Here is a 20,141-nt window from a genome sequence, read left to right on the forward strand (position 1 = left end):
TTTTTTGTTTTTTAATATCATCTACATTTATGGTATTTATAATGACAAAATCTTTTTTTAATTTCTACAAACAACAAAGGCAACAAAGATAGTAATAAAATGATTACAAAATCTTTTGTTGTTAAAGAAATTAATTGAAATAAATCTCTTAAAAAAGGGACAAAAATTATGATTAATTGCAAAAATACACTAATGGCAAACGCTTTAATCAAAAAGGAATTTATTTTTAACTTAAAAACAGAAGTGCAAAAACTTCGCAAATTCCATACATGAATCAATTGTGAAAACGCCAAAACCATAAAAGCAAAAGTTTGAGCATATCTTATTTTATCACTATCATGATTATAATATCCTATTAAAGAAGCCACAAAAGCCAAAAGACCAATTAAAAATCCTTCCAAAATAATTTTTTGATAAGTTTTTTTATTTAGCAAACTTCCTTTAGGATTATAAGTTTTTGGCGACATAGAATTTGTTTCTTGTGGTTCGATTCCCAAAGCCATTGCTGGCAATGAATCAGTAACTAAATTAATCCAAAGAATTTGTAAAGCAGTCAAAATTTTAAAATCACACCCAAAAAAGAAAATTCCTAAAAAATTACCAAGCAAAATCAAAATAATTTCACCAACATTACAACTCAAAAGAAAAACTAAACTTTTTTTAATATTATTAAAAATATTTCGCCCTTTTTCTAAAGCATTCGTAATAGTAGCAAAATTATCATCTGTTAAAATCATATCTGATGCCATTTTACAAACATCAGTACCTGCAATTCCCATAGCAATTCCCACATTGGCTTGTTTAATGCTTAAAGAATCATTTATGCCATCTCCTGTCATTGCCACCACAAAACCTTTTTTTTGCCAAGCTTTCACAATTTTTAATTTATGATGAGGATTAGTTCTTGCATAAACTTTAATTTGCAATAATTTTTCCAAAAATTCTTCCTCTGGCATTTGAGCTAATTCATCTCCTGTAATGGCTAAATCTTGAGGTTGGGATAAAATATTTAATTTTTTGGCAATCACAAAAGCAGTTTTTAAATGATCCCCTGTAATCATAATCGGAGTGACGCGTGCTTGATTGCATTTAAAAATGGCTTGCATAACTTCTTTTCGAATGGGATCTTCCATCGCCACTGCCCCTAAAAAAATAAGATCTTGTTCAAAAATATCAGGATTGTTTTTAAGATTCGTCTCTAAATCAAGAGAAAATACACGATAAGCAATTCCCAAAACTCGCAAAGATTGCTCACTTAATTGACTAATTTGTTTTTCTAATATTTTTATTATTTTAGTATCTTTTGCAATGGTTTGTTCTTGATATTGAACTTGACTACATTTTTGCAACAAAACTTCTGGAGCGCCTTTAGTAATGGCATAAATAAATCTGTCTTTATGATGAAAAGTAGTCATCAATTTCCTTTGGGAATCAAAGGCAATTTCTGCAAATCGAGGATATTGCTTTTGGAGTAAAAACGCATCATATTGATAAAACAAAGCTAAATTAATAAAGGCTTTTTCAGTAGGATCAGCAATAATTTCTAAGTTGTTTGAAGTTTTATCGTTGGTTGTTTTTGCAACACTAATCAAAGCATCATTACATAAAATACCAAATAAAAGCAACTTTTCTAAATTAAAGGGTTTGGGTTCATTAATATTTTCCACACAAAAGGGACTTATTTTTTCCAAAGAATTACAAACTATAATTTTTTTAACAGTCATATTATTTTGGGTTAAAGTTCCTGTTTTATCAGTACAAATAACATTAACAGCCCCCAAAGTTTCTAAGGTTTTTAAATTTTTGACAATAGCTTTTTTAAGAGCAAGTTTTTTCATTCCCAAAGCCAAAATTAAAGTCATAATAATTAATAAACTTTCAGGAATAGCAGCAACTGCAAGAGCAATGGCATCCAAAAAAGTATGTTTCAAAATGTGAGAGCTAAAAGTTGAGCTGTAAATGTTTTTAAAAATCGTCCACAAGCCATTAAGGAAAATAATAATACCAATTATCAAAGTTAACTTTTTAGTTAATTTGGCAATATTTTGTTCTAATGGTGTTTTTTCTTGTTGGGGTTGAGAAATAAACTGGGTAATTTTTCCAATTTCAGTTTGCATTCCTGAAGCAAAAACCACTCCTTTAGCTCTTCCTTTTAAAATAACAGTATTCATAAAAGCCATGTTTTGATTAGTAAGAGCTGCATTTTGGAGACAAACACAAGCACTTTTTAAAACAGCTTGCGATTCTCCTGTAAACAAAGATTCATCTACATATAAATTAAATGTTTCTAAAAGTATCATATCAGCTGGAATAATATCACCAGTTTCTAAAATGACAATATCTCCTATCACTAAATTTTGCATAGGAATTAAAAGCGGTTTGCTATCTCTTATTACTTTGGCATTAAGGGAAGCTTTTTTTGATACATTAGCTAAAACTTTTTGGGTTTTAGTTTCGTAATAAATACTTAAAAAGGCGTTAAGAAGGACAATAATCAAAATAAAACAGCCTTCCAAAAGTTCTTCTTTGTTTCCTTGTAAAATACCAATCACGAAATTAATTGTAGCTGCTAATAGAAGGACAATAACTAAAAAATCTTTAAATTGTTGTTGGAATAGATGCCAAAAAGTGGGTTTGGTAAGGGATTGAATTTGATTTTTACCGTTAATTTGAAGTCTTTGCAAGGCTTCTTGGGAGGTAAGCCCTTTTGTGATTTTGGTTTGTAACAATGCTTGCGATTGTTCAGGGTTTTTTTGACTAAATGAATGTTTCATTAAAATTCCTTTAATTTAATATAAATACAAAAAGTAAAAATTTCAATTTGTTTTGAATGTATTATGAAATTGAGTTTTACAACTAATAAAAATAAGTGAAGCGTGCAAATAAAATAAAAAAACTAAACTGTTTTAGCAGTTTAGTTTCGTTTCTTTTTGGGGAACAGAAGTTATCAATCCCATAAATAAGGCAGATAATTTAATACGTAAAACAGTATAAAAAAGTGATAAAGATATTTGTGTAGTAAGTTCTTTGAGACCTGTTTCTTTATAAAAATATTCAATAATAAAAACACCCACAGCACCAAAAATCATAAGAGTATAGCCAAACATTTCTACTACAAAAGAGATATCTTTTTTCTTATAAACAGATAAATATTTAGCAACAATATCAAGTCCTCCAGTAGAAGCACCAATTCTTACAGGAATACCATTAAAAATACCTATTAAAATACCTGCAAAAAAAACTCTGGTAAGATCGCTTAAAAAATCACTTTCAGTTTTGAATATTCCAAAAAATCGTTCAGTATGATATAAAAAACCTTGTTTAACTTGGTTTTCAATAAAAAACACTGAAACAAAAAGAAGGACAGTTGCAAATGCAGTAATAATGGTAAAATATTTACCCAAATAACGACGAGAGATAAAAAACAATAAGAAAACATTAACAACAAAGTAAAAAGTACCAGCAATAACTATAATATTATTGGTTTCAATCTTTCCTGCTTTATGTAATAATTTACCTATTACATTGCCTAAACCAATAATCCCAGTAGGAAAAAGATCAGTTTTATATCCGCCATCTCGGGTGCAATCAAAAGCCCAAACAGAAACTAAAACATATACTATTAAGGATAAGGATAAAATTAATATTTTTTTAATTATTGAACATATTGAATTTTTTTTCTTTATTGGAGGAAATTTTTCAATATTTTCCATAACATTTTTCATAATAAACCTATTTCTTTTATTTTAATATATTTTGGCAACGCGTGCACAAAGGAGTAAGGGGTTTGGTGATTACTACATTCCAACATCTTTGACAAGCATACCCAGAAGCTTTGGCAACTTTAACATCAAAAGTATCTTTTAATTGAAGTGTTACTTTAGAGACTATAAAAAGTTGATGCAATTGATCTTTAATTTGTAAAACATCCAAAGCATGCATTTCTTCTTGGGTTAATGATAACGTAATATGGGCTTGCAAAGAAGAATTAATAAGCCCACTTTGTCTTGCTTTTTCCAAATATTGTAAAACGTTTTTTCTTAATGTTAAAAATTTATGATATTCTAATAAAAGATGAGAAGTTGGACGTGCTTTGAGTTGTGGCATTTTTTCTAAATAAATATCTTTTTCCACAGCAAAAGGAAAAAAGCCGTAAACTTCTGAAGTAGTGTGAGGAATAATTGGAGTTAAAACTTGTAAAAGCGATAATAACAAATCATAGATAGTTGATTGAATCATCTTTCTTTCTTTGTGATCTTCTTTTTCGATGTATAAAATATCTTTGGCAAAATCGAGATAAAAAGCACTTATTTTATTAGTAATGAAGGGGAATAGATGCCTTAAAACACCTTCAAAATTATAAGTATCATAAGAATGTAGTACGTTTTTTAACACTTCTTCAAAATCTAGCATCATTGCTTGATGGATAAAAGTTCTTTGTTCAAAGGCAATATAATTAGTATCTTTTTTAAAATTATCTAAATTACCTAACATAAAACGGAAGGTATTTCTAATTTTGCGATAAAGATCTTCTACTTGTTTTAAAATGGAAGGATTAATGCGCACATCAAGATTATAATTAGTGTTTGCAACCCATAAACGAATAATATCTGCTCCTTTTTGTTCAGCAACAGTTAATGGATCGATGACATTGCCCAAAGATTTAGACATTTTTTTGCCTTCACCATCAAAAACAAAACCATGAGTAATAACAGTTTTATAAGGAGCTTGATTTTGAGTGGCTACAGAAGTAATTAAAGAAGAATTGAACCAACCACGATATTGATCAGAGCCTTCCAAATAAACATCACTTTGTAAAACTTGATTACGTTTTTTAAAAACACTATAAGAAGTTCCTGAGTCAAACCAAACATCCATAATATCTAGTTCTTTGGTAAACAAATTGTTAGGACTTTGGGGATGAGTGTAGTTTTCAGGAAGTAGTTTTTTAACATCCCATTCATACCAAATATCCATTCCATGCTGTTCGAATAAATCAGCTACATGATTAATTAATTTTAAATCTAGAATGGGTTGATGGGTTTCGGTGTAAAAAATAGGAATGGGAACGCCCCAAGTTCTTTGACGACTAATATTCCAATCCTCACGATTAGTAATCATATTAGTCATTTTTAATTCTCCCCAACGTGGAATCCACTTAACTTTTTGGGTTTCTTCTAGCAAAAGAGATTTAATTTTTTTAATAGAGACAAACCATTGAGGAAGTGCAAGAGAAATAACTGGTTTTTTAGTGCGCCAATCATGAGGATAGGAGTGCAAAATTACATCTGCTTTAAGCAAAGAATGGTCTTTTTCTAAATCAGAGATGATAGCTTCGTTGGCTTTGGTGTAAAATAGACCTTGATATTTGGAAACATCTGTCATCATACCTTTTTTATCAATACTACAAACAACATCTAAATTATATTTTTGACCTACTAAAAAATCGTCCAAACCGTGTCCTGGAGCGATATGGACTAGTCCTGTTCCTTCTTCATCCAAAACGTGTTGTGATAAAATTATTTTTCCGAATTTGGAAACAAGGTGATTTTGGTAAGTTAAATGTTCTAAGGTTTTTCCTTCAAAAGTGGCAACAACTTTGATGTTTTCTTTGTTCCAAGCAAAAACTTTTTGAAGAAAAGGAATGTTTTTAGTTCCTACCAAATAGCGTTTTTGTAAAACTTCAATTAATTGATATTCTTTTTCGGGATGCACCGCAATTGCTACATTGGCAGGCAAAGTCCAAGGAGTAGTTGTCCAAATTACCAAAGCCACATTGTCAAAAATATCTAGTTTTTTCATGATAAAAGCAACATAAACAGAAGGAGATTGGTGATTGTGGTACTCTAATTCTGCTTCTGCTAAAGCAGATTCTAAAGTAGGTGACCAATGAATGGGTTTGAGGGCTTTAAAAATTAAGCCTTTGTCAACCATTTGTCCAAAAATTCTTACCTGATCAGCAACAAAAGTTTTATCCAACGTTAAATAAGGATTTTGCCAATCTCCTAAAATACCTAATCTTTGAAATTGCTGTTTTTGATTATTAACATTTTCCAAGGCAAATTCTTGACATTTATCTAGGAAAGACTTTCTGGTAAAAGCATTTTTAGAAGTTTTTTTAAGAACTGCTGCCTCAATTGGCAAACCATGAGTATCCCAACCAGGAATTAAAGGAGTGTAAAAACCTTGCATACTACGAAAACGAACAATAAAATCTTTTAAAATTTTGTTTAAGGCGTGCCCCATATGAATATTGCCGTTAGCATAAGGAGGTCCATCGTGCAAAATAAAAGGGTTGTTGTCTTGATTTTGTTGTAATTTTTTTTGATATAAGTCAAGTGTTTGCCAATGTTTTTGAATGTTAATTTCGTTTTTGCCTAAATTTCCTTTCATAGGAAAATCAGTTTTTGGCATCAAAAGAGTTGTTTTATAATTTGTTGTCATATCTTTTTTATCTCCTTATTTTTAGGTTGTTAAATTGATAATTTGTTATTTGGGGGGTTAAAGTTGAAAATAGAAAAAATCGAATTTCAAAATTAAAAGTTTGAATATTAAACTAAACATTAAATCTAAAAGTAATAATATCACCATCTTTAACTATGTATTCTTTGCCCTCAATGCGAACTTTGCCTTTTTCTTTGCTTTTTTGAAAAGTTTGGGCTTCTAATAAATCAAGGTAAGAAACAACTTCGGCTTTAATAAAACCTTTTTGTAAATCGGTGTGAATAATGCGGGCGCATTCGGGAGCTTTAAGACCTTTTTTAAAAGACCAAGCGCGAACTTCTTTAGGTCCTGCAGTAAAATAAGTTTGGAGACCTAAAAGAGCATAACTTTCTTGAATTAATTTAGTAAGCCCTGATTCTACAAGACCATAGTCTTTTAAAAAAAGTTGCTTTTCTGCAAAGTCTAAAGACGATATTTCTTTTTCTAATTGCACACACAAAGGAATTACTTTTTTGGATTCTTTAGTAGCATACGCTAAAACTTGTTGATAAAAAACGTTGGAATCCAAAGATAATAAATCATGTTCTTTAATGTTGGTTAAATAAAGGGAAGGTTTTAAAAACAACAAATTAAAGGTTTTGACAAGCTTTAATTCTTCATCCGAAAAAACCAAATTTTTTAAATCTTGAGTAGTTAAATGGGTTTTAATTTTGGTTAATAACGCTTTTTCTTGCAATAATTCTTTGTCAAGTTTATTTTTTTGTTTACCCAGTTTAAGTAAGCATTTTCCAATTTGTTCTAAATCTGCTAAAGCTAGTTCTGTTTGAATAATATCAATTTCTTCTACAGGATTATTCGTTTCTGTCACATGAGCAATATTGGGGTCTTCAAAACATTTAACCACATGACAAATAGCATCTACATTGCGAATATGACTTAAAAATTGATTGCCAAGCCCTTCGCCTTTGGAAGCTCCCGCCACTAAACCTGCAATATCTTTGAATTCTATCAAAGCAGAAATAGTTTTTTGAGATTGAAAAATTTGAGATAAAGTTTGGAGCCGCGAATCTGAAACTTCTACAATGCCAACATTAGGTTCGATAGTGGCAAAAGGATAATTAGCTTCTAAAACTTGCATTTTAGTTAAAGCATTAAATAAGGTAGATTTGCCCACATTTGGCAAACCAATAATTCCGACTTTCATTTTTGAGTTTCCTTATGGTATTTTATTTTGTAAAAAATAATTGGTTGGTAAAAAAAGGGGGGTGGTTTTTTGTTTGGGGGTAAAATGCGATTTTACAATTGTGTAAAAAATAGATAAAATGCAATCTTGTAGCAATTCTTAAATTGAGTTCTAAAATGATGCTATAAAAAAATGTGCAAAAAAATAAAAAATAACTAATATTTGAGTTGGTTTTTGATTTCTTCGTAAAAGCTCACATAATTTTGATATCGAGAGGGAAGTATTTTGCCGTTTTCTAAGGCTTTTTTAACGCCACATTTTTCTTCTTGCAAATGAAGACAACTTTCACCAAAAAAACAATCACAAACATGTTCTACAAAATCAGGATAAAAATTCTTTAAAGTCCTAGGGCAAAAAGTAGTTAAGTCTAGTTTAGAAAAACCAGGAGTATCAACAACAAATCCACCATTAAACTCGTATAATTGGGCGTTTTTGGTGGTATGTTTGCCTCTGCCAAGACTTTCAGAAATTTCTTGTGTTTTGAGTTTGGCATCTGGAATTAAGGCTTTGAGTAAGGTCGATTTTCCTACTCCGGTTTGTCCTGCCAAAACTGTAATTTGATTAGCAAAAATGTGTTTAAGAGCATCTATTCCTATTTTTTGCTTGGAGTTAATATAATAAAAGGGTTGAAATTTTTGGTAATAAGATAATTGTTGTTGCATTGTTGTAATGTTTTCAGGTTCTAACAAATCTATTTTAGAAAAAACCAAAACTACATCTAATTTTTGTTGTTCTAAAATTAATAAAAACTTATCTAATAAAAGAAATTGAAAATTGGGCTTTACTAAGGAAAAAACTAGCAATACCTGGTCAATATTGGCAACATTAGGTCTTTTTAATTCATTTTTACGAGGCAAAATAGATTGAATTAAATAAGTATCACAAGAAAGTTCATAAAACACAATATCGCCTACTTTAATAATAAAGTCAGAGGCAAAACTATTTTCTTTTTGGGTAGTTTTGATATCAAGGGTTTTTAATTTGCCTCTTTTTTTAGCTTCCAAAATAATTTGAGTTTCTAAATCTTTAATATAATAAACTCCAGCCAAAAATCTTAATACTAAAGCTTTTTCCAAATAATAACTCCTTTTTATATTTTGAAATCTTTTTTAATTATTTTTTTCTTATTTTGTCTAAATTACTTTTTAAAAATTTTTAAATTGTCTGTGTGTGCGCGATAAAAAATGCTAGATACTAATTTATTCTAATTTGAGTAACTTTTTTATAATTAATTAAAAAAAACCATTAATTATTTTTATTATAACATATAAAAAAACAATAATTACATATAAAGATAAATTGGGTTTAAATAAGCAAAAGCAGAGTTTATTTGCTAATGTTTTTATGGGTGTGACTTTGACAAATGGGATGTTTGTTGCAAAATAAAAAAGTTTTGGGGGGTGGCAAAAATTGTTACATAAAAAAGGAAGGACCTCTTAATAAAAAGGAGTCTTTTGTTAATGTTTTATTAATATTTTGTTAATGGAATTAGGCAAGAAAAAATGTAGGATTACAAAATAATTATTTTTATGTTTGAAAATAGGGATGTTGTTTTTTACTTATTAAATTTACTTAATAAAGCCAAAACTTGTTGTTTAATTTGGGCTAAATAAGATTCGTCGTCCAAGTGATTGATAGCTTTGTCCATCAAATCTGCAACTAAAATAAAATCATTTTCTCTAAAACCTACTGTTGTCATAGCAGGTGTGCCAATTCTAATACCGCTTGTCACAAAAGGTTTTTCTTGATCAAAAGGAATGGTATTTTTGTTGACAACAATATTTATTTTTTCTAACATGTTTGCAATTTTGGATCCTGTAAACTCAGGATTTTTATGTTTAACATCAATTAAAAATAAATGATTATCAGTGCCTCCACTTACAATGCGATAACTTTTTTGTTGGAAGGCTTTAGCAAAGGTGTTTGCATTTTTGATAACTTGCTTTTGATATTCTTTAAAGGAAGGCATCATCGCTTCTTGAAAAGCAACAGCTTTAGCTGCAATAGTATGAATACAAGGTCCTCCTTGAATACCTGGAAAAATACCACGATTTATTTTTTTAAATACTTCTTCTTTATTGGTTAAAATCAAACCTCCACGCGGTCCTCTCATCGTTTTGTGCATAGTAGAAGTAACAACATCGGCGTTAGCTTCAAAGGGACAAGGATGAAGCCCACAAGCAACTAAACCTGCAATATGGGCAATATCTGCCATTAAATAGGCATTAACTTCATCAGCAATTTGACGAAACTTTTTAAAATTAATAGTTTTAGAATAAGCCGAATATCCTGCAATAATTAATTTAGGTTTAACTTTTAAGGCAACTTTACGAATTTCATCATAATCAAGCATTTCAGTTTGGGGATTGACATTATAAAAATGAGCTTCATAAAAACCACCAGAAAAACTTAATTTATGACCGTGAGTAAGATGTCCTCCATCCATTAAAGATAATCCTAAAATTTTGTCACCAGGTTTTAATAAGGCTTGAAATGCTCCCATATTGGCTTGTGAACCTGAATGAGGTTGGACGTTTGCATATTTAGCACCAAACAGCTTGGTTGCTCTTTGAATGGCAATTTTTTCTATTTGATCTACATTTTTACAACCATTATAATATCTAGCTTGAGGATAACCTTCTGCATATTTGTTAGTCAAAATGCTTCCTTGGGCATCTAATACTGCTTGAGAAACAAAATTTTCCGAAGCAATTAATAAGATATTTTCTTTTTGTCTAATTTTTTCTTGTTCAATAAGATCAAAGATTTCTTGATCTTGGTCTTTTAATCCTAACTTTTGATTCATTTGGGCACAACCTTTTTCTTTTTTTATTTTTGGGCATTCAATGTAATTATTGGAAAAACAAAATGTTTTATAAAAGCATTTACAAATACGAATTTATTTGATAAACAATAGAGCAAAAATGGTAGTTATGGTTATAAAATCAAGCATTTTCCAACGATAAGTAATCATTTTGGTGCGAGGAGCTCCCAAAACATAACCTCTTACTTCCATAGCATTAGAAATTACCAAAGACCTTTTAAAAACCAACACAAAAATAGGAACCAATAAGGCTAAAAGATGATTAATTCTTTTAAAAATATTTTTTTTGTGCAAATCCATGCCTCTTGCTGTCTGAGCTTTTAAAATTTTATTGGTTTCTTGCAATAAAAAAGAATTAGCCATAAAAATTAAAGAAAGCATCAAAGTAAAAGTTTCAGTAGAAATTTTGAGTTTTTTTAAAGGAGACAAAATAATATCTAGACCATCTTGAATTTCGATAAAAGAAGTTATTTTATTGAATAAAAAAAACAACATCACAATTAAAAACAATCTTGTCATAATAAAACAAATTCTTAGAAAAGAAGTCGTTTGCAATATATAATTTTTAGGTTTGCAACCCAAAATTTCTTGTATATTGGAAGGAAAATACGAAGGAATAACAAAGACGCACAAAAGCAAAAATAACAAATAAGATAATTTAAAGGGAATATATTTTTTAGTGAAATTATACAATAAAATACATATTAAAAACAACCAAAAAGAATGGATGGCATCATAACTTAAAATAGGAATTTGAGCTCGCATAAAAGCATTAAAAGAAGTATCTTCCGAAGGAACTAAATTTATTACCAAAGAAATAATAAAAACAAATCTTAAATGTTTAATTCTTTGCCAAAAATAACTCCAAGTTACTCCAAAAAAGAAACAAAGACTCATTAAAGCTACCACACAAAAAAGATAAAATAAAGTGATGCGTTTGGGGTTTGCAAAAATAAAAACTTGATTTGGAGCAATATTTTCAACATTAATGGGCAATTTTAAAATAAAAACTAACAGCAACACAAAAGCAAGAATTTTGATAGAAGGATGGAGTTGGTACAAAAAACAACGCGATAAAGAGGGGTGGGATAAATTATTATTTGTAAAATCATTATTTTTCATCAATAATACCTTTTAACAATAAAATTCTTTTAAATATTGGGCAAGGGTGCTAAAACAATAGTGTGCTTGAAAGGGGATTCCTAAAGTTTGATTTAAATGTTTTAAAATTTTAAAAGTATCAGGAATATCTAAGTTAAATTGCTCAAATCGGGAGTGTTCAAAAAAAGTTTCTTTTGTGCCATCAAAAAGCAATTTTCCTTGAGACAAAACCAAAACACGTTTTGCATATTGGGCAACCAAATTCATATCATGAGTAATAATGATAATAGTTTTGTGAAATGTTTGATGCAAAATTTGTAAAAAATCCATAATATCAGAGCTACTTTCCAAATCAAGACCACGTGTAGGTTCATCAAGGATTAAAATATCAGGCTGCATGGCTAAAATACCTGCAATAGCGACTTTTCTTTGTTGTCCGTCACTAATTTGAAAGGGAGATTTTTGATGTAAAGCGGGAGGAATGTTGATTTGTTCTAAAGTTTTGAAAGCTTGCTTTTGGGCTTGTTGTTTGTTATTTAAAAAAACTTCAGCACCAAACATTACATCTTTTAAAACAGTTATTTCAAATAATTGATATTCAGGGAATTGGAAAACTAAACCTACTTTTTGGCGCAAGAGCACTAAGAGTTCTTTTTTTGTTTTAGAAGTTATGGTAGTGCCACAAACTGTTACTTTTCCTATATTTGTGGTAAGCAAAGCATTCATTAATTGCACTAAGGTCGATTTGCCTGAACCGGTTTTCCCCACTAAAGCAATAAATTCATTTTGAGAATTGATTTTTAAATTAATGTCAGATAAAGTGGCAGTAGTTTTTTGGGGAGGGTGGGGTGGTTTTTTATAATAAAAGTTTACTTTTTCAAATTGTATTGCCATAAAATATCCTTTAAATTTTCTAACATTTGATTATTTTTAATATTTTTAGTGGTGCTGTCTTTTAAAATTTCATAGTAAAGCTCTAATGATAAAGGAGGTTTCAATTTATATTGTTGCAAAAATAAAGGGTCTTGAAAAAGGTTTTGGGGTGGGGTTTGGGTAATTAATTTTCCTTGATCAAGAACAATAATTTCATCACTTTTGGCAGCAAACTCTAAATCATGAGTAATGGTAATCAAAATTTTATTTTTAATGGTTTGAATAATTTTTTGCACTTCCAAAGCGCCTTGAGGATCTAAAAAAGAAGTTACTTCATCAAAGATAATAATTTCGGGCTCCATCGCTAAAATGGAGGCAATTGCTACACGTTGTTTTTGTCCCCCTGAAAGTTGATTCACGTTTGTGTCCAATAAATCATCTATTTTTACCATTTTGGCATATTGCCAAACTTTGGCTATAATTTCTTCTCTACAAACATTATAATTTTCCAATCCAAACGCAATATCTTCTCTTACAGTAAGTCCTGTAAACTGATAATCAGGATTTTGGAAAACCATACCTATTTTAGGTCGCAAAAGGGACAAATTTTTTTCATTTAAAACGATATTGTCAATTAAAATTTGTCCTTTGGTACAAGAAAGCAGCCCTACTAAAATTTTGGCTAAAGTAGATTTTCCCGAGCCATTATGACCAACAATAGAAACCCAAGAATTATTTTGAATGGTTAAATTAAGATCTTTGAGAATAGGATTAAAACCGTAATAAAAAGTTAAATTTTGAATAGATATCATAACTTTAAATTTTTCTTTCTTTGTTTGTTTGTTTGGTAGTTTTGATGGGGCATTTTTGAGGTAGTTGATTTATTTCGAGGGGAGGTTAGTTTGAAAAAGGCAAAACCACTTTTGCAACGAATCGCAAATCGTAATATAAGATATAAAATAAGATTGAGTTTTTGTGGAAAGAGTGAAAAATTGTTATAAAATGGTGTAATTAAAATTTAGTATCATCAATTTTTTGCAAATAACAAGTTACAAAAGAAACAATGTTTTTTAAGTGATTAGGTTCAAAAGGATTAGTAAGTCCTGTAGTTTTTAAAAGGTTTAAAAAAGTTTGTGAACCGCCTAATTGACATAATTTTAAGTACTTTTGCCAAGTATTGGAATAATCTTGCTTGCTTAAAAGCCAAATTTCTAAAGCACAAACTTGGGCTAAAGTATAGTCAATGTAGTAAAAAGGAGTAGAAAAAATGTGGCTTTGACGGAACCAAAAAGTACCTTTTTCTAAAAAAGGATCGTCTTCATAAGTTTCTAACAACAAATATTTTTTTTCCAAATTACGCCAACACTCTTTTCTTTGAGCAGGAGTCATTTGAGGATTTTGATAAACTTCATGTTGAAAATGATCCACTAAAGCACCATAAAGTAAGAAATTAAGGGATTGGGATAAATGTAGAAATTGATATTTGTCTACATCTTGGGCAAAAAAATCTTTTACCCACGGATAAGCTAAAAATTCCATTCCCATAGAACTAATTTCAGCTGCTTCAAAAGTAGGCCAACGATACTCAGGAATTAAATGACGACTTTGATAAACTTGGAAGGCGTGTCCTATTTCGTGAGTCAAAACATCTACATCATGACTTGTGCCATTAAAATTAGCAAAAACAAAAGGAGCGCTATATTTAGGAAGGTAAGTACAGTATCCACCGCCTGTTTTGTTGGGTTTGCTATCTAGGTCTAATAGATTTTTTTCTAAGAGAAAATCAAAAAATAATTTGGTTTGGAGAGACATTGCATGATACATTTTTTTTGCTTGGGTTAACTGAAAATCAACTCCTCTTTGAGGTTTGGGATTGCCACTTGAAAAATTAAAACTTTTGTCATAACTTTCCAATTTAGCAATACCTAAACGTTTGGATTTACGTTTTTGAGTCATGGTATAAAACGGCAAAACATATTTTAAAATGTTGGTGCGATAATCTGCAATTTGGTTAGCATCGTAATCAGTGCGTCCTAAAAGATCATAACCTAAGGCAACGAAATTGGAATATCCCAATATTTGAGCCATCTTGGTTCGTGTTTGGACTAATTGGTCATAAATAAGGTCATATTCTTGCTCATTTTTAGCAAAAAATTGCGAAACAGCTAATTGGGCATTTTTTCTAGTTTGCCTTTGGGACGATTCCAAAAAAGGAGCCATTTGGCTTAAATTATAAAGTTTGCCTTCAAAAGCAACAGAAGGATCAGAAATTAATTTTTGATATTTGGTTGTTAAAGTATTTTCTTCTTGTAAATAAGGAATAATTTTAGGGTCAAATGTTTTTAAAAATAGTTTGGTTTGGTCAAATAACAGGGGGCCAAATTCTTGTACTAAGGCGTCATAATGTTTACTTTTTACCATAGTTTGGCTAAATTGATGTTGTAATTCGGTTAGCAAAGGGGCATTTTGGTCACAAAAATGTTTTTCTTGTTGATAAAAAGTATCTTTTACATCTAGGCTATGCCTAATTTCTGCCAAAGTAAACATGGAATTAATTTCATCCATTAATGAATTAAGACGGTTAATAATTTTAATTTGTTCTGGTAAGGAAGCATCCAAAAAAGCCTCTATCATAGGCAAAATAGTTTGTTTGTTTTGAACAATATCCACTCTTTGATATTCAAAATCTTGAAATTTCACTTTGGTTTAATCCTATCTTTTTAATTTTTATGAAAAATATCTAAATAGCAACGGCGTGGCAAGTTTAATTTTATTTATGTTAGTTTGAAAAAATATTTTATTGTCGAATAACTACATTTTAATTATAAACTAATAAATTTGATTATTTCTTATAAAATTCGTAAGTATCTGCTAAAAATTGCAATCTTTTAAACAGCTCTTTTAAAAGGATAACTACAAAAAGGGAAGTCACAAAGACAAGGGGCAAAGCAATAAAGAGCCCTTTATTTACCATAGTTGTTGCAATTTGTTGGATGGTAATATCTTGGGAAAAAATATTTATTTCGGCTGTCCACCACCATTTTAACATTACATACCAATATAATGTTTGATATAAAGCTGATAACATGACAACAACTAAATACATTTTTAAAAAATTATCTTGGGGTCTTAACAACAAACCAGGTAATAATCCAAACGATAAAACACAAGCTAAATTAGCAATCAGTTCAAACTGATAACCAAATTCATAACCATATCCTACAAAATATCCAATTGTTTCAGCCAAACAAGCACCCAGGCAAGAAAGATGCCAAGGAACATAAAAAGACATTACAATTAAAGGTAAAAAACGCACATAGACAAGAATATTTACATCTATATGAATAAAATGAAACCCTGGAAAAGATGTTGTTTTATCTGGGAATATAATTTGTAGTATTTTAGATAAAACAATAGATAAGGAAGTTAAAAAAGAAGTTAGGATAATTTGTCTTAAAAGTTTTGGATTGCGATTAAAATTATTATTCATAGTTTTTCTCTTTTCTTTGTGTATGTAATTTTATTATTTATATTGAATTAATAAAATGTTCTTTGACAACATTGAGGAAAAAAGAGGAGGGGGCAAAAATTATCTATAATAGTTAAGGTAAGTTTTAATTCTAGGATTTAAGAAAAATAAAAAAATAAAAATAAAGATAAAAGTAGCAAAAACGGGGATTAAATTATAACAAAAACACCAAATAATAGGGTAGTTGATTAGGGGAGCTAAAAAGGGGAAATAATTTTGTTTATTTGCAATAAGGGGCAACCAAATAAAATAAGAAGCCAAACATTTAAAAGCAAAAACAGAGGCAAAAACTATTAATAAATTAAGTAAAATGCTTTTATAATTATCAAAATATTTTAAATTAGGGGTATAAAAAACAAAAGAAAGACTATAAGATAAATCAACTAAAAGATAATCCAAAAGTAAAACTGCAATTTGTTGTAAGGAGCGCATTTGTTGGGCTTGCATATAAGCTAAAATATTGGTGGATTCACTTAAAAAAATAGCTTTAAATAGATGAAATAAGGCATAAAGAGTACAAAAAAGAAAGCTATGTTTTTTGCCTAATAAAAAACCAATTAAAATTAAGGGAAGGAGGGAAACTTTAATAAAAGAGCCAATATTTGCTCCCATTTTGGCAATCCCTAACTTATCATAAGCAAATTCTAACACAATTGTGAATCCTAACAAAGTAGAAGCAATAATGTGTTTTTGCAAGGGGGAGAAAAAAACTTTTGTTTCTTTGTTGTTGGTTTTTAGCATATGAGATTAATTTCTTTCTAAAGAAATATCAAAATTACTTTTCATCAGGCAAAGTAATAATTGGGGTAAAAAAATAAAATAAAGGTGAAGGGGGTATTTTTAGCAAGGGAATAATTATTGGTTTTGATAATATTTTATAATAATATAATGTTGCAAATAAAAATATAAACTAAGGGAAAAAAGTGGAGAAAAAATAGTGGGATGATCGCCAATAGAAAATCATTAATAAAAGATATTGATAATAAATTTAATTAATAATAAGGTGATAACAATATTTTTGAAGAGTTGCAAAGGAGAGAATAAAGAAAATAGACCACTTTCAAAAAAATGATCTAAGGAGTTTTATTTGTAATAAAAATAGATTCAAAAAGGATTAAACTAAAGTTGCTACTTTGTGAAGCAATCTTACTAATTGACTAACATAACTCATTTCATTGTCATACCAAGACATTAATTTAATAAATTTAGGTTTTTCTTTGAGGACTTGCAAAGTGTGAGAATCATATAAAGAACCATAACTTGTTCCAATAACATCTGAGGAAACAATAGGATCTGTAACGTAGGCTAGGGTTTCATTAGCAGCTTTTTTGAAAGCTTCATTGATGGCTTCTGGAGTAGCTTCTTGAGTCAGTTCTGCGGTAAGGTCAACCAAAGAGCCTGTAATTGTAGGAACTCTAATTGCTGTACCATCCAGTTTTCCTTTTAATTCAGGAATAACTAAACTAATAGCTTTGGCAGCTCCAGTAGAACTTGGCACCATATTAAAGGCTGCAGCTCTACCGCGACGTGTCCAAATGCCTTTGGGATGGTTTTGATCAATTAAACTTTGGTCACTGGTGTAACTATGAACGGTAGTCATAAAAGCTTGGTTGATGCCGAAGTTGTCATTTAAGACTTTAACAACGGGCGCCAAACAGTTAGTAGTGCAAGAAGCCCCGCTTACAATGGCATCTTCTTTAGTAAGTATTTGGTCATTAACATTGTAAACAACTGTTTTTACATCCCCAGTAGCAGGAGCACTAATTAACACTTTTTTAGCTCCAGCTTCTAAATGAAGAGCTGCTTTTTCTTTGCTAGTAAAAAAACCTGTACATTCTAAAACAATATCTACTCCTAGTTTTTTCCAAGGTAAATCTTGAGGATTTTTTTCTTGAAACACAGGAATTTTTTGTCCTTCAACTACTAAATAGTTGTCTTTAAAACTAACAGCGTCTAATTTGTAAGGTTTTTGAATGCTGTCGTATTTTAATAAATAAGAAATAGTTTCTAAAGTTGCTAAATCATTGATAGCTACTACTTCAAATTTAGGATTTCCAAAAACAAGACGAAAGGCTAATTTACCGATACGCCCAAAACCATTAATTGCTACTTTAACTTTCATAATTAATTAAACCTCTTTTTCTTTTTTTATTCTTTTTTAATGTAAATGATGGATCTATTTGTTGGTTGTGTGGATTGTTTTATTTTGTGATGTTTGTAATATTTGGTAATTTGAAGAATAATAATGATCAAAAAATAAAATAAAAATAGGGGAGTTGTGATTACAGTTTCTCCATGCATGCAAGCCCTGGCATTGGTTTTCCTTCTAAAAATTCTAAAAAAGCACCTCCACCCGTAGAAATATGGCTGAAATTTTGATCTAGACCGAATTTAAAGACTGCAGCAGCGCTATCGCCACCACCAATAATGGTAGTTGTATTGGGCGAAAGATTGCTTATTGTTTGGGCTAAAGCTTTGGTTCCTTTAGAAAATTGTTCAAATTCAAACACTCCTACAGGACCATTCCAAACAACTGTTTGAGCCGTTTGTAAATACGTTTTGAAAAGTTCAATTGTTTGAGGTCCGATATCAAGTCCCATTACATCATCAGAAATATTATCATAACTATAAACAGCTGCTTGTGTTGTTGGCGAAAATTCTTTGCCACAAACAAAATCTTTAGGTAAAACGATTTTTTTGACTTCTGGAGAAGCTAATAATTCTTTTACTAAAGGGATTTTGTCTGCTTCTAACAAGCTAGTTCCTATGTTAAAACATTTGGCTTTAAGACAAGTATAGCTCATTCCTCCACCTATCAAAAGAACATCAACTTTTTGCAAAAGACTACGAATAACTCCAATTTTGTCAGATACTTTGGAGCCACCCAAAACAGCAACCAAAGGTCTTTGAGGAGTTTGGACAATTTTTTTGAGAAAAGATATTTCTTTTTCGACCAAAAAACCAAAGCATTTTTCTTTGATATATGTTGCAATACCTACATTAGAAGCGTGGGTGCGATGGCATGTACCAAAAGCATCATTGACAAAAACATCACCTAAAGATGCCCAATATTTGCCTAATTCGGGGTCGTTTTTACTTTCTTTTTTGAAAGGAACATCTTCAAAACGAGTATTTTGGACTACTAAAACATCCCCTGGAAGCATCTGGCCAACAGCTTGATTTAAGGTGTTGCCTTGAGTTTCTGGAACAAACTTTACTTTTTGTTGCAAATAAAAAGCAATTTTTTCAGCTACCACTTGCAAGCTAAAATGGGCTTTATCAGCTTCAGTTTTAACGCGTCCCAAATGAGAAAAAATAATAACTTTAGCTTTTTGCTGAACTAAATATTTTAAAGTAGGTAAAATAGCCTTAATTCTGTTGTCATCTGTGATAACGCTGTTTTCTAAAGGAACATTTAGGTCTGCTCGCAATAAAACTTTTTTATTTGTAATATTCATATTAGTTAAGGATTTTGTCATGCATTTATGCCTTTCACTTAGGAAATATTAATTATTTTTAAGTTATTTTTAATCTAAATTAGTAAATAGTTTGTTTGAATGGTTAATTTTATTTTTTTGTTGTTTTATTTTATTTATTTTATCCATCGTTTAGAGGAATAATGATTTTTAAATATTGGTATTATTTTATCGTTTATGTTTTTTAATTTTTTCAATTGTTGATTCTGGCAATTCGTCTTTAATGGCATTTAGTTCTTCTAAGTATTGGTCAAGTTCGCCTTCTATAAGGTTGTATTTGCGATTGGTAAAAGCTCCTATTACAAAAGTTAAAAACATTTCGCCTCCCATTAACCGTTGCTTTTCAAAATCATCAATTCTTTCCACAATAAATTGAATTTTTAAAGAAAACTGTTCTTTTAGTTTAAAATTATCGCATTCAATTAACCTAATTTTAATATCTTTAATTAACCACTTAATAAAACAACGTTTAGTTTCAATTTTTTTGCCTTTAAAATAACTGCGCAAGACTAAAATACCCACAACAATAGGTACAAGTGTTTTAATTGCTAATAACACAATAACTATGGTATTGTTGGTGTTCATATTTGTATTAGAACTTGCCATATTTTGGACCTTTCTTCTCTAAAATGTAAAAAAGAAATTTTTTAT

The 20,141-nt window shown here is 29.8% G+C and carries 15 protein-coding genes; all 15 read right to left on the reverse strand.

The genetic code is table 11. From position 1 onward, the window contains the following. Nucleotides 1-17: 17 nt before the first annotated feature. Nucleotides 18-2,774, reverse strand: coding sequence for a cation-translocating P-type ATPase (locus JAHGCCOI_RS02695; RefSeq protein WP_479491918.1), 2,757 nt, complete (start codon nucleotides 2,772-2,774; stop codon nucleotides 18-20). Between the two features lie 132 nt (nucleotides 2,775-2,906). Beyond that, nucleotides 2,907-3,725, reverse strand: coding sequence for a YitT family protein (locus tag JAHGCCOI_RS02700; protein ID WP_479491919.1), 819 nt, complete (start codon nucleotides 3,723-3,725; stop codon nucleotides 2,907-2,909). Nucleotides 3,726-3,741: 16 nt separating this feature from the next. After that, nucleotides 3,742-6,444, reverse strand: a complete 2,703-nt coding sequence (gene ileS / locus JAHGCCOI_RS02705; protein ID WP_479491920.1) for an isoleucine--tRNA ligase — start codon at nucleotides 6,442-6,444, stop codon at nucleotides 3,742-3,744. Between the two features lie 112 nt (nucleotides 6,445-6,556). Next, nucleotides 6,557-7,648: a redox-regulated ATPase YchF gene (ychF, locus tag JAHGCCOI_RS02710; RefSeq protein ID WP_479491921.1), complete on the reverse strand. Its 1,092-nt coding sequence runs from the start codon at nucleotides 7,646-7,648 to the stop codon at nucleotides 6,557-6,559. Nucleotides 7,649-7,842: 194 nt separating this feature from the next. Next, nucleotides 7,843-8,763, reverse strand: coding sequence for a ribosome small subunit-dependent GTPase A (gene rsgA / locus JAHGCCOI_RS02715; RefSeq protein WP_479491922.1), 921 nt, complete (start codon nucleotides 8,761-8,763; stop codon nucleotides 7,843-7,845). 479 nt (nucleotides 8,764-9,242) lie between these two features. Continuing rightward, complete coding sequence (gene glyA / locus JAHGCCOI_RS02720; protein WP_479491923.1) at nucleotides 9,243-10,493, reverse strand: serine hydroxymethyltransferase; 1,251 nt, start codon at nucleotides 10,491-10,493, stop codon at nucleotides 9,243-9,245. 93 nt (nucleotides 10,494-10,586) lie between these two features. Further along, complete coding sequence (locus JAHGCCOI_RS02725; protein WP_249291042.1) at nucleotides 10,587-11,633, reverse strand: energy-coupling factor transporter transmembrane component T; 1,047 nt, start codon at nucleotides 11,631-11,633, stop codon at nucleotides 10,587-10,589. Nucleotides 11,634-11,645: 12 nt separating this feature from the next. Further along, entirely contained in the window at nucleotides 11,646-12,506 is an 861-nt protein-coding gene (locus JAHGCCOI_RS02730; RefSeq protein WP_479491924.1) for an ATP-binding cassette domain-containing protein, read from the reverse strand. Beyond that, nucleotides 12,482-13,297: an ATP-binding cassette domain-containing protein gene (locus JAHGCCOI_RS02735; protein WP_227807337.1), complete on the reverse strand. Its 816-nt coding sequence runs from the start codon at nucleotides 13,295-13,297 to the stop codon at nucleotides 12,482-12,484. Before JAHGCCOI_RS02735 ends, JAHGCCOI_RS02730 begins: the two co-directional genes overlap by 25 nt. A gap of 199 nt (nucleotides 13,298-13,496) precedes the next feature. Next, entirely contained in the window at nucleotides 13,497-15,185 is a 1,689-nt protein-coding gene (locus JAHGCCOI_RS02740) for a M3 family oligoendopeptidase (protein WP_479491925.1), read from the reverse strand. A 142-nt stretch (nucleotides 15,186-15,327) separates the two neighbouring features. Further along, nucleotides 15,328-15,975 (reverse strand): hypothetical protein, encoded by a 648-nt coding sequence (locus tag JAHGCCOI_RS02745; RefSeq protein ID WP_227807335.1) that lies wholly within the window; start codon nucleotides 15,973-15,975, stop codon nucleotides 15,328-15,330. Between the two features lie 99 nt (nucleotides 15,976-16,074). Then, a complete protein-coding gene (locus tag JAHGCCOI_RS02750) occupies nucleotides 16,075-16,755 on the reverse strand; it encodes a hypothetical protein (protein ID WP_212775327.1) in 681 nt (226 codons plus the stop codon). A gap of 373 nt (nucleotides 16,756-17,128) precedes the next feature. Then, a complete protein-coding gene (gene gap, locus JAHGCCOI_RS02755) occupies nucleotides 17,129-18,136 on the reverse strand; it encodes a type I glyceraldehyde-3-phosphate dehydrogenase (RefSeq protein WP_227807332.1) in 1,008 nt (335 codons plus the stop codon). Between the two features lie 160 nt (nucleotides 18,137-18,296). After that, a complete protein-coding gene (locus JAHGCCOI_RS02760) occupies nucleotides 18,297-19,493 on the reverse strand; it encodes a phosphoglycerate kinase (RefSeq protein WP_212508931.1) in 1,197 nt (398 codons plus the stop codon). 165 nt (nucleotides 19,494-19,658) lie between these two features. Next, nucleotides 19,659-20,096 (reverse strand): hypothetical protein, encoded by a 438-nt coding sequence (locus JAHGCCOI_RS02765; protein WP_227807330.1) that lies wholly within the window; start codon nucleotides 20,094-20,096, stop codon nucleotides 19,659-19,661. Nucleotides 20,097-20,141: the final 45 nt, after the last annotated feature.

It is taken from the genome of Mulberry dwarf phytoplasma, from assembly GCF_056504655.1.

Bases quoted from the DNA above. Each gene is read 5' to 3' on its own strand.
- JAHGCCOI_RS02695 (WP_479491918.1), bottom strand. From the start codon at position 2,774: ATGAAACATTCATTTAGTCAAAAAAACCCTGAACAATCGCAAGCATTG.
- JAHGCCOI_RS02700 (WP_479491919.1), bottom strand. From the start codon at position 3,725: ATGAAAAATGTTATGGAAAATATTGAAAAATTTCCTCCAATAAAGAAA.
- ileS (WP_479491920.1), bottom strand. From the start codon at position 6,444: ATGACAACAAATTATAAAACAACTCTTTTGATGCCAAAAACTGATTTT.
- ychF (WP_479491921.1), bottom strand. From the start codon at position 7,648: ATGAAAGTCGGAATTATTGGTTTGCCAAATGTGGGCAAATCTACCTTA.
- glyA (WP_479491923.1), bottom strand. From the start codon at position 10,493: ATGAATCAAAAGTTAGGATTAAAAGACCAAGATCAAGAAATCTTTGAT.
- JAHGCCOI_RS02725 (WP_249291042.1), bottom strand. From the start codon at position 11,633: ATGAAAAATAATGATTTTACAAATAATAATTTATCCCACCCCTCTTTA.
- JAHGCCOI_RS02730 (WP_479491924.1), bottom strand. From the start codon at position 12,506: ATGGCAATACAATTTGAAAAAGTAAACTTTTATTATAAAAAACCACCC.
- JAHGCCOI_RS02735 (WP_227807337.1), bottom strand. From the start codon at position 13,297: ATGATATCTATTCAAAATTTAACTTTTTATTACGGTTTTAATCCTATT.
- JAHGCCOI_RS02745 (WP_227807335.1), bottom strand. From the start codon at position 15,975: ATGAATAATAATTTTAATCGCAATCCAAAACTTTTAAGACAAATTATC.
- JAHGCCOI_RS02750 (WP_212775327.1), bottom strand. From the start codon at position 16,755: ATGCTAAAAACCAACAACAAAGAAACAAAAGTTTTTTTCTCCCCCTTG.
- gap (WP_227807332.1), bottom strand. From the start codon at position 18,136: ATGAAAGTTAAAGTAGCAATTAATGGTTTTGGGCGTATCGGTAAATTA.
- JAHGCCOI_RS02760 (WP_212508931.1), bottom strand. From the start codon at position 19,493: ATGACAAAATCCTTAACTAATATGAATATTACAAATAAAAAAGTTTTA.
- JAHGCCOI_RS02765 (WP_227807330.1), bottom strand. From the start codon at position 20,096: ATGGCAAGTTCTAATACAAATATGAACACCAACAATACCATAGTTATT.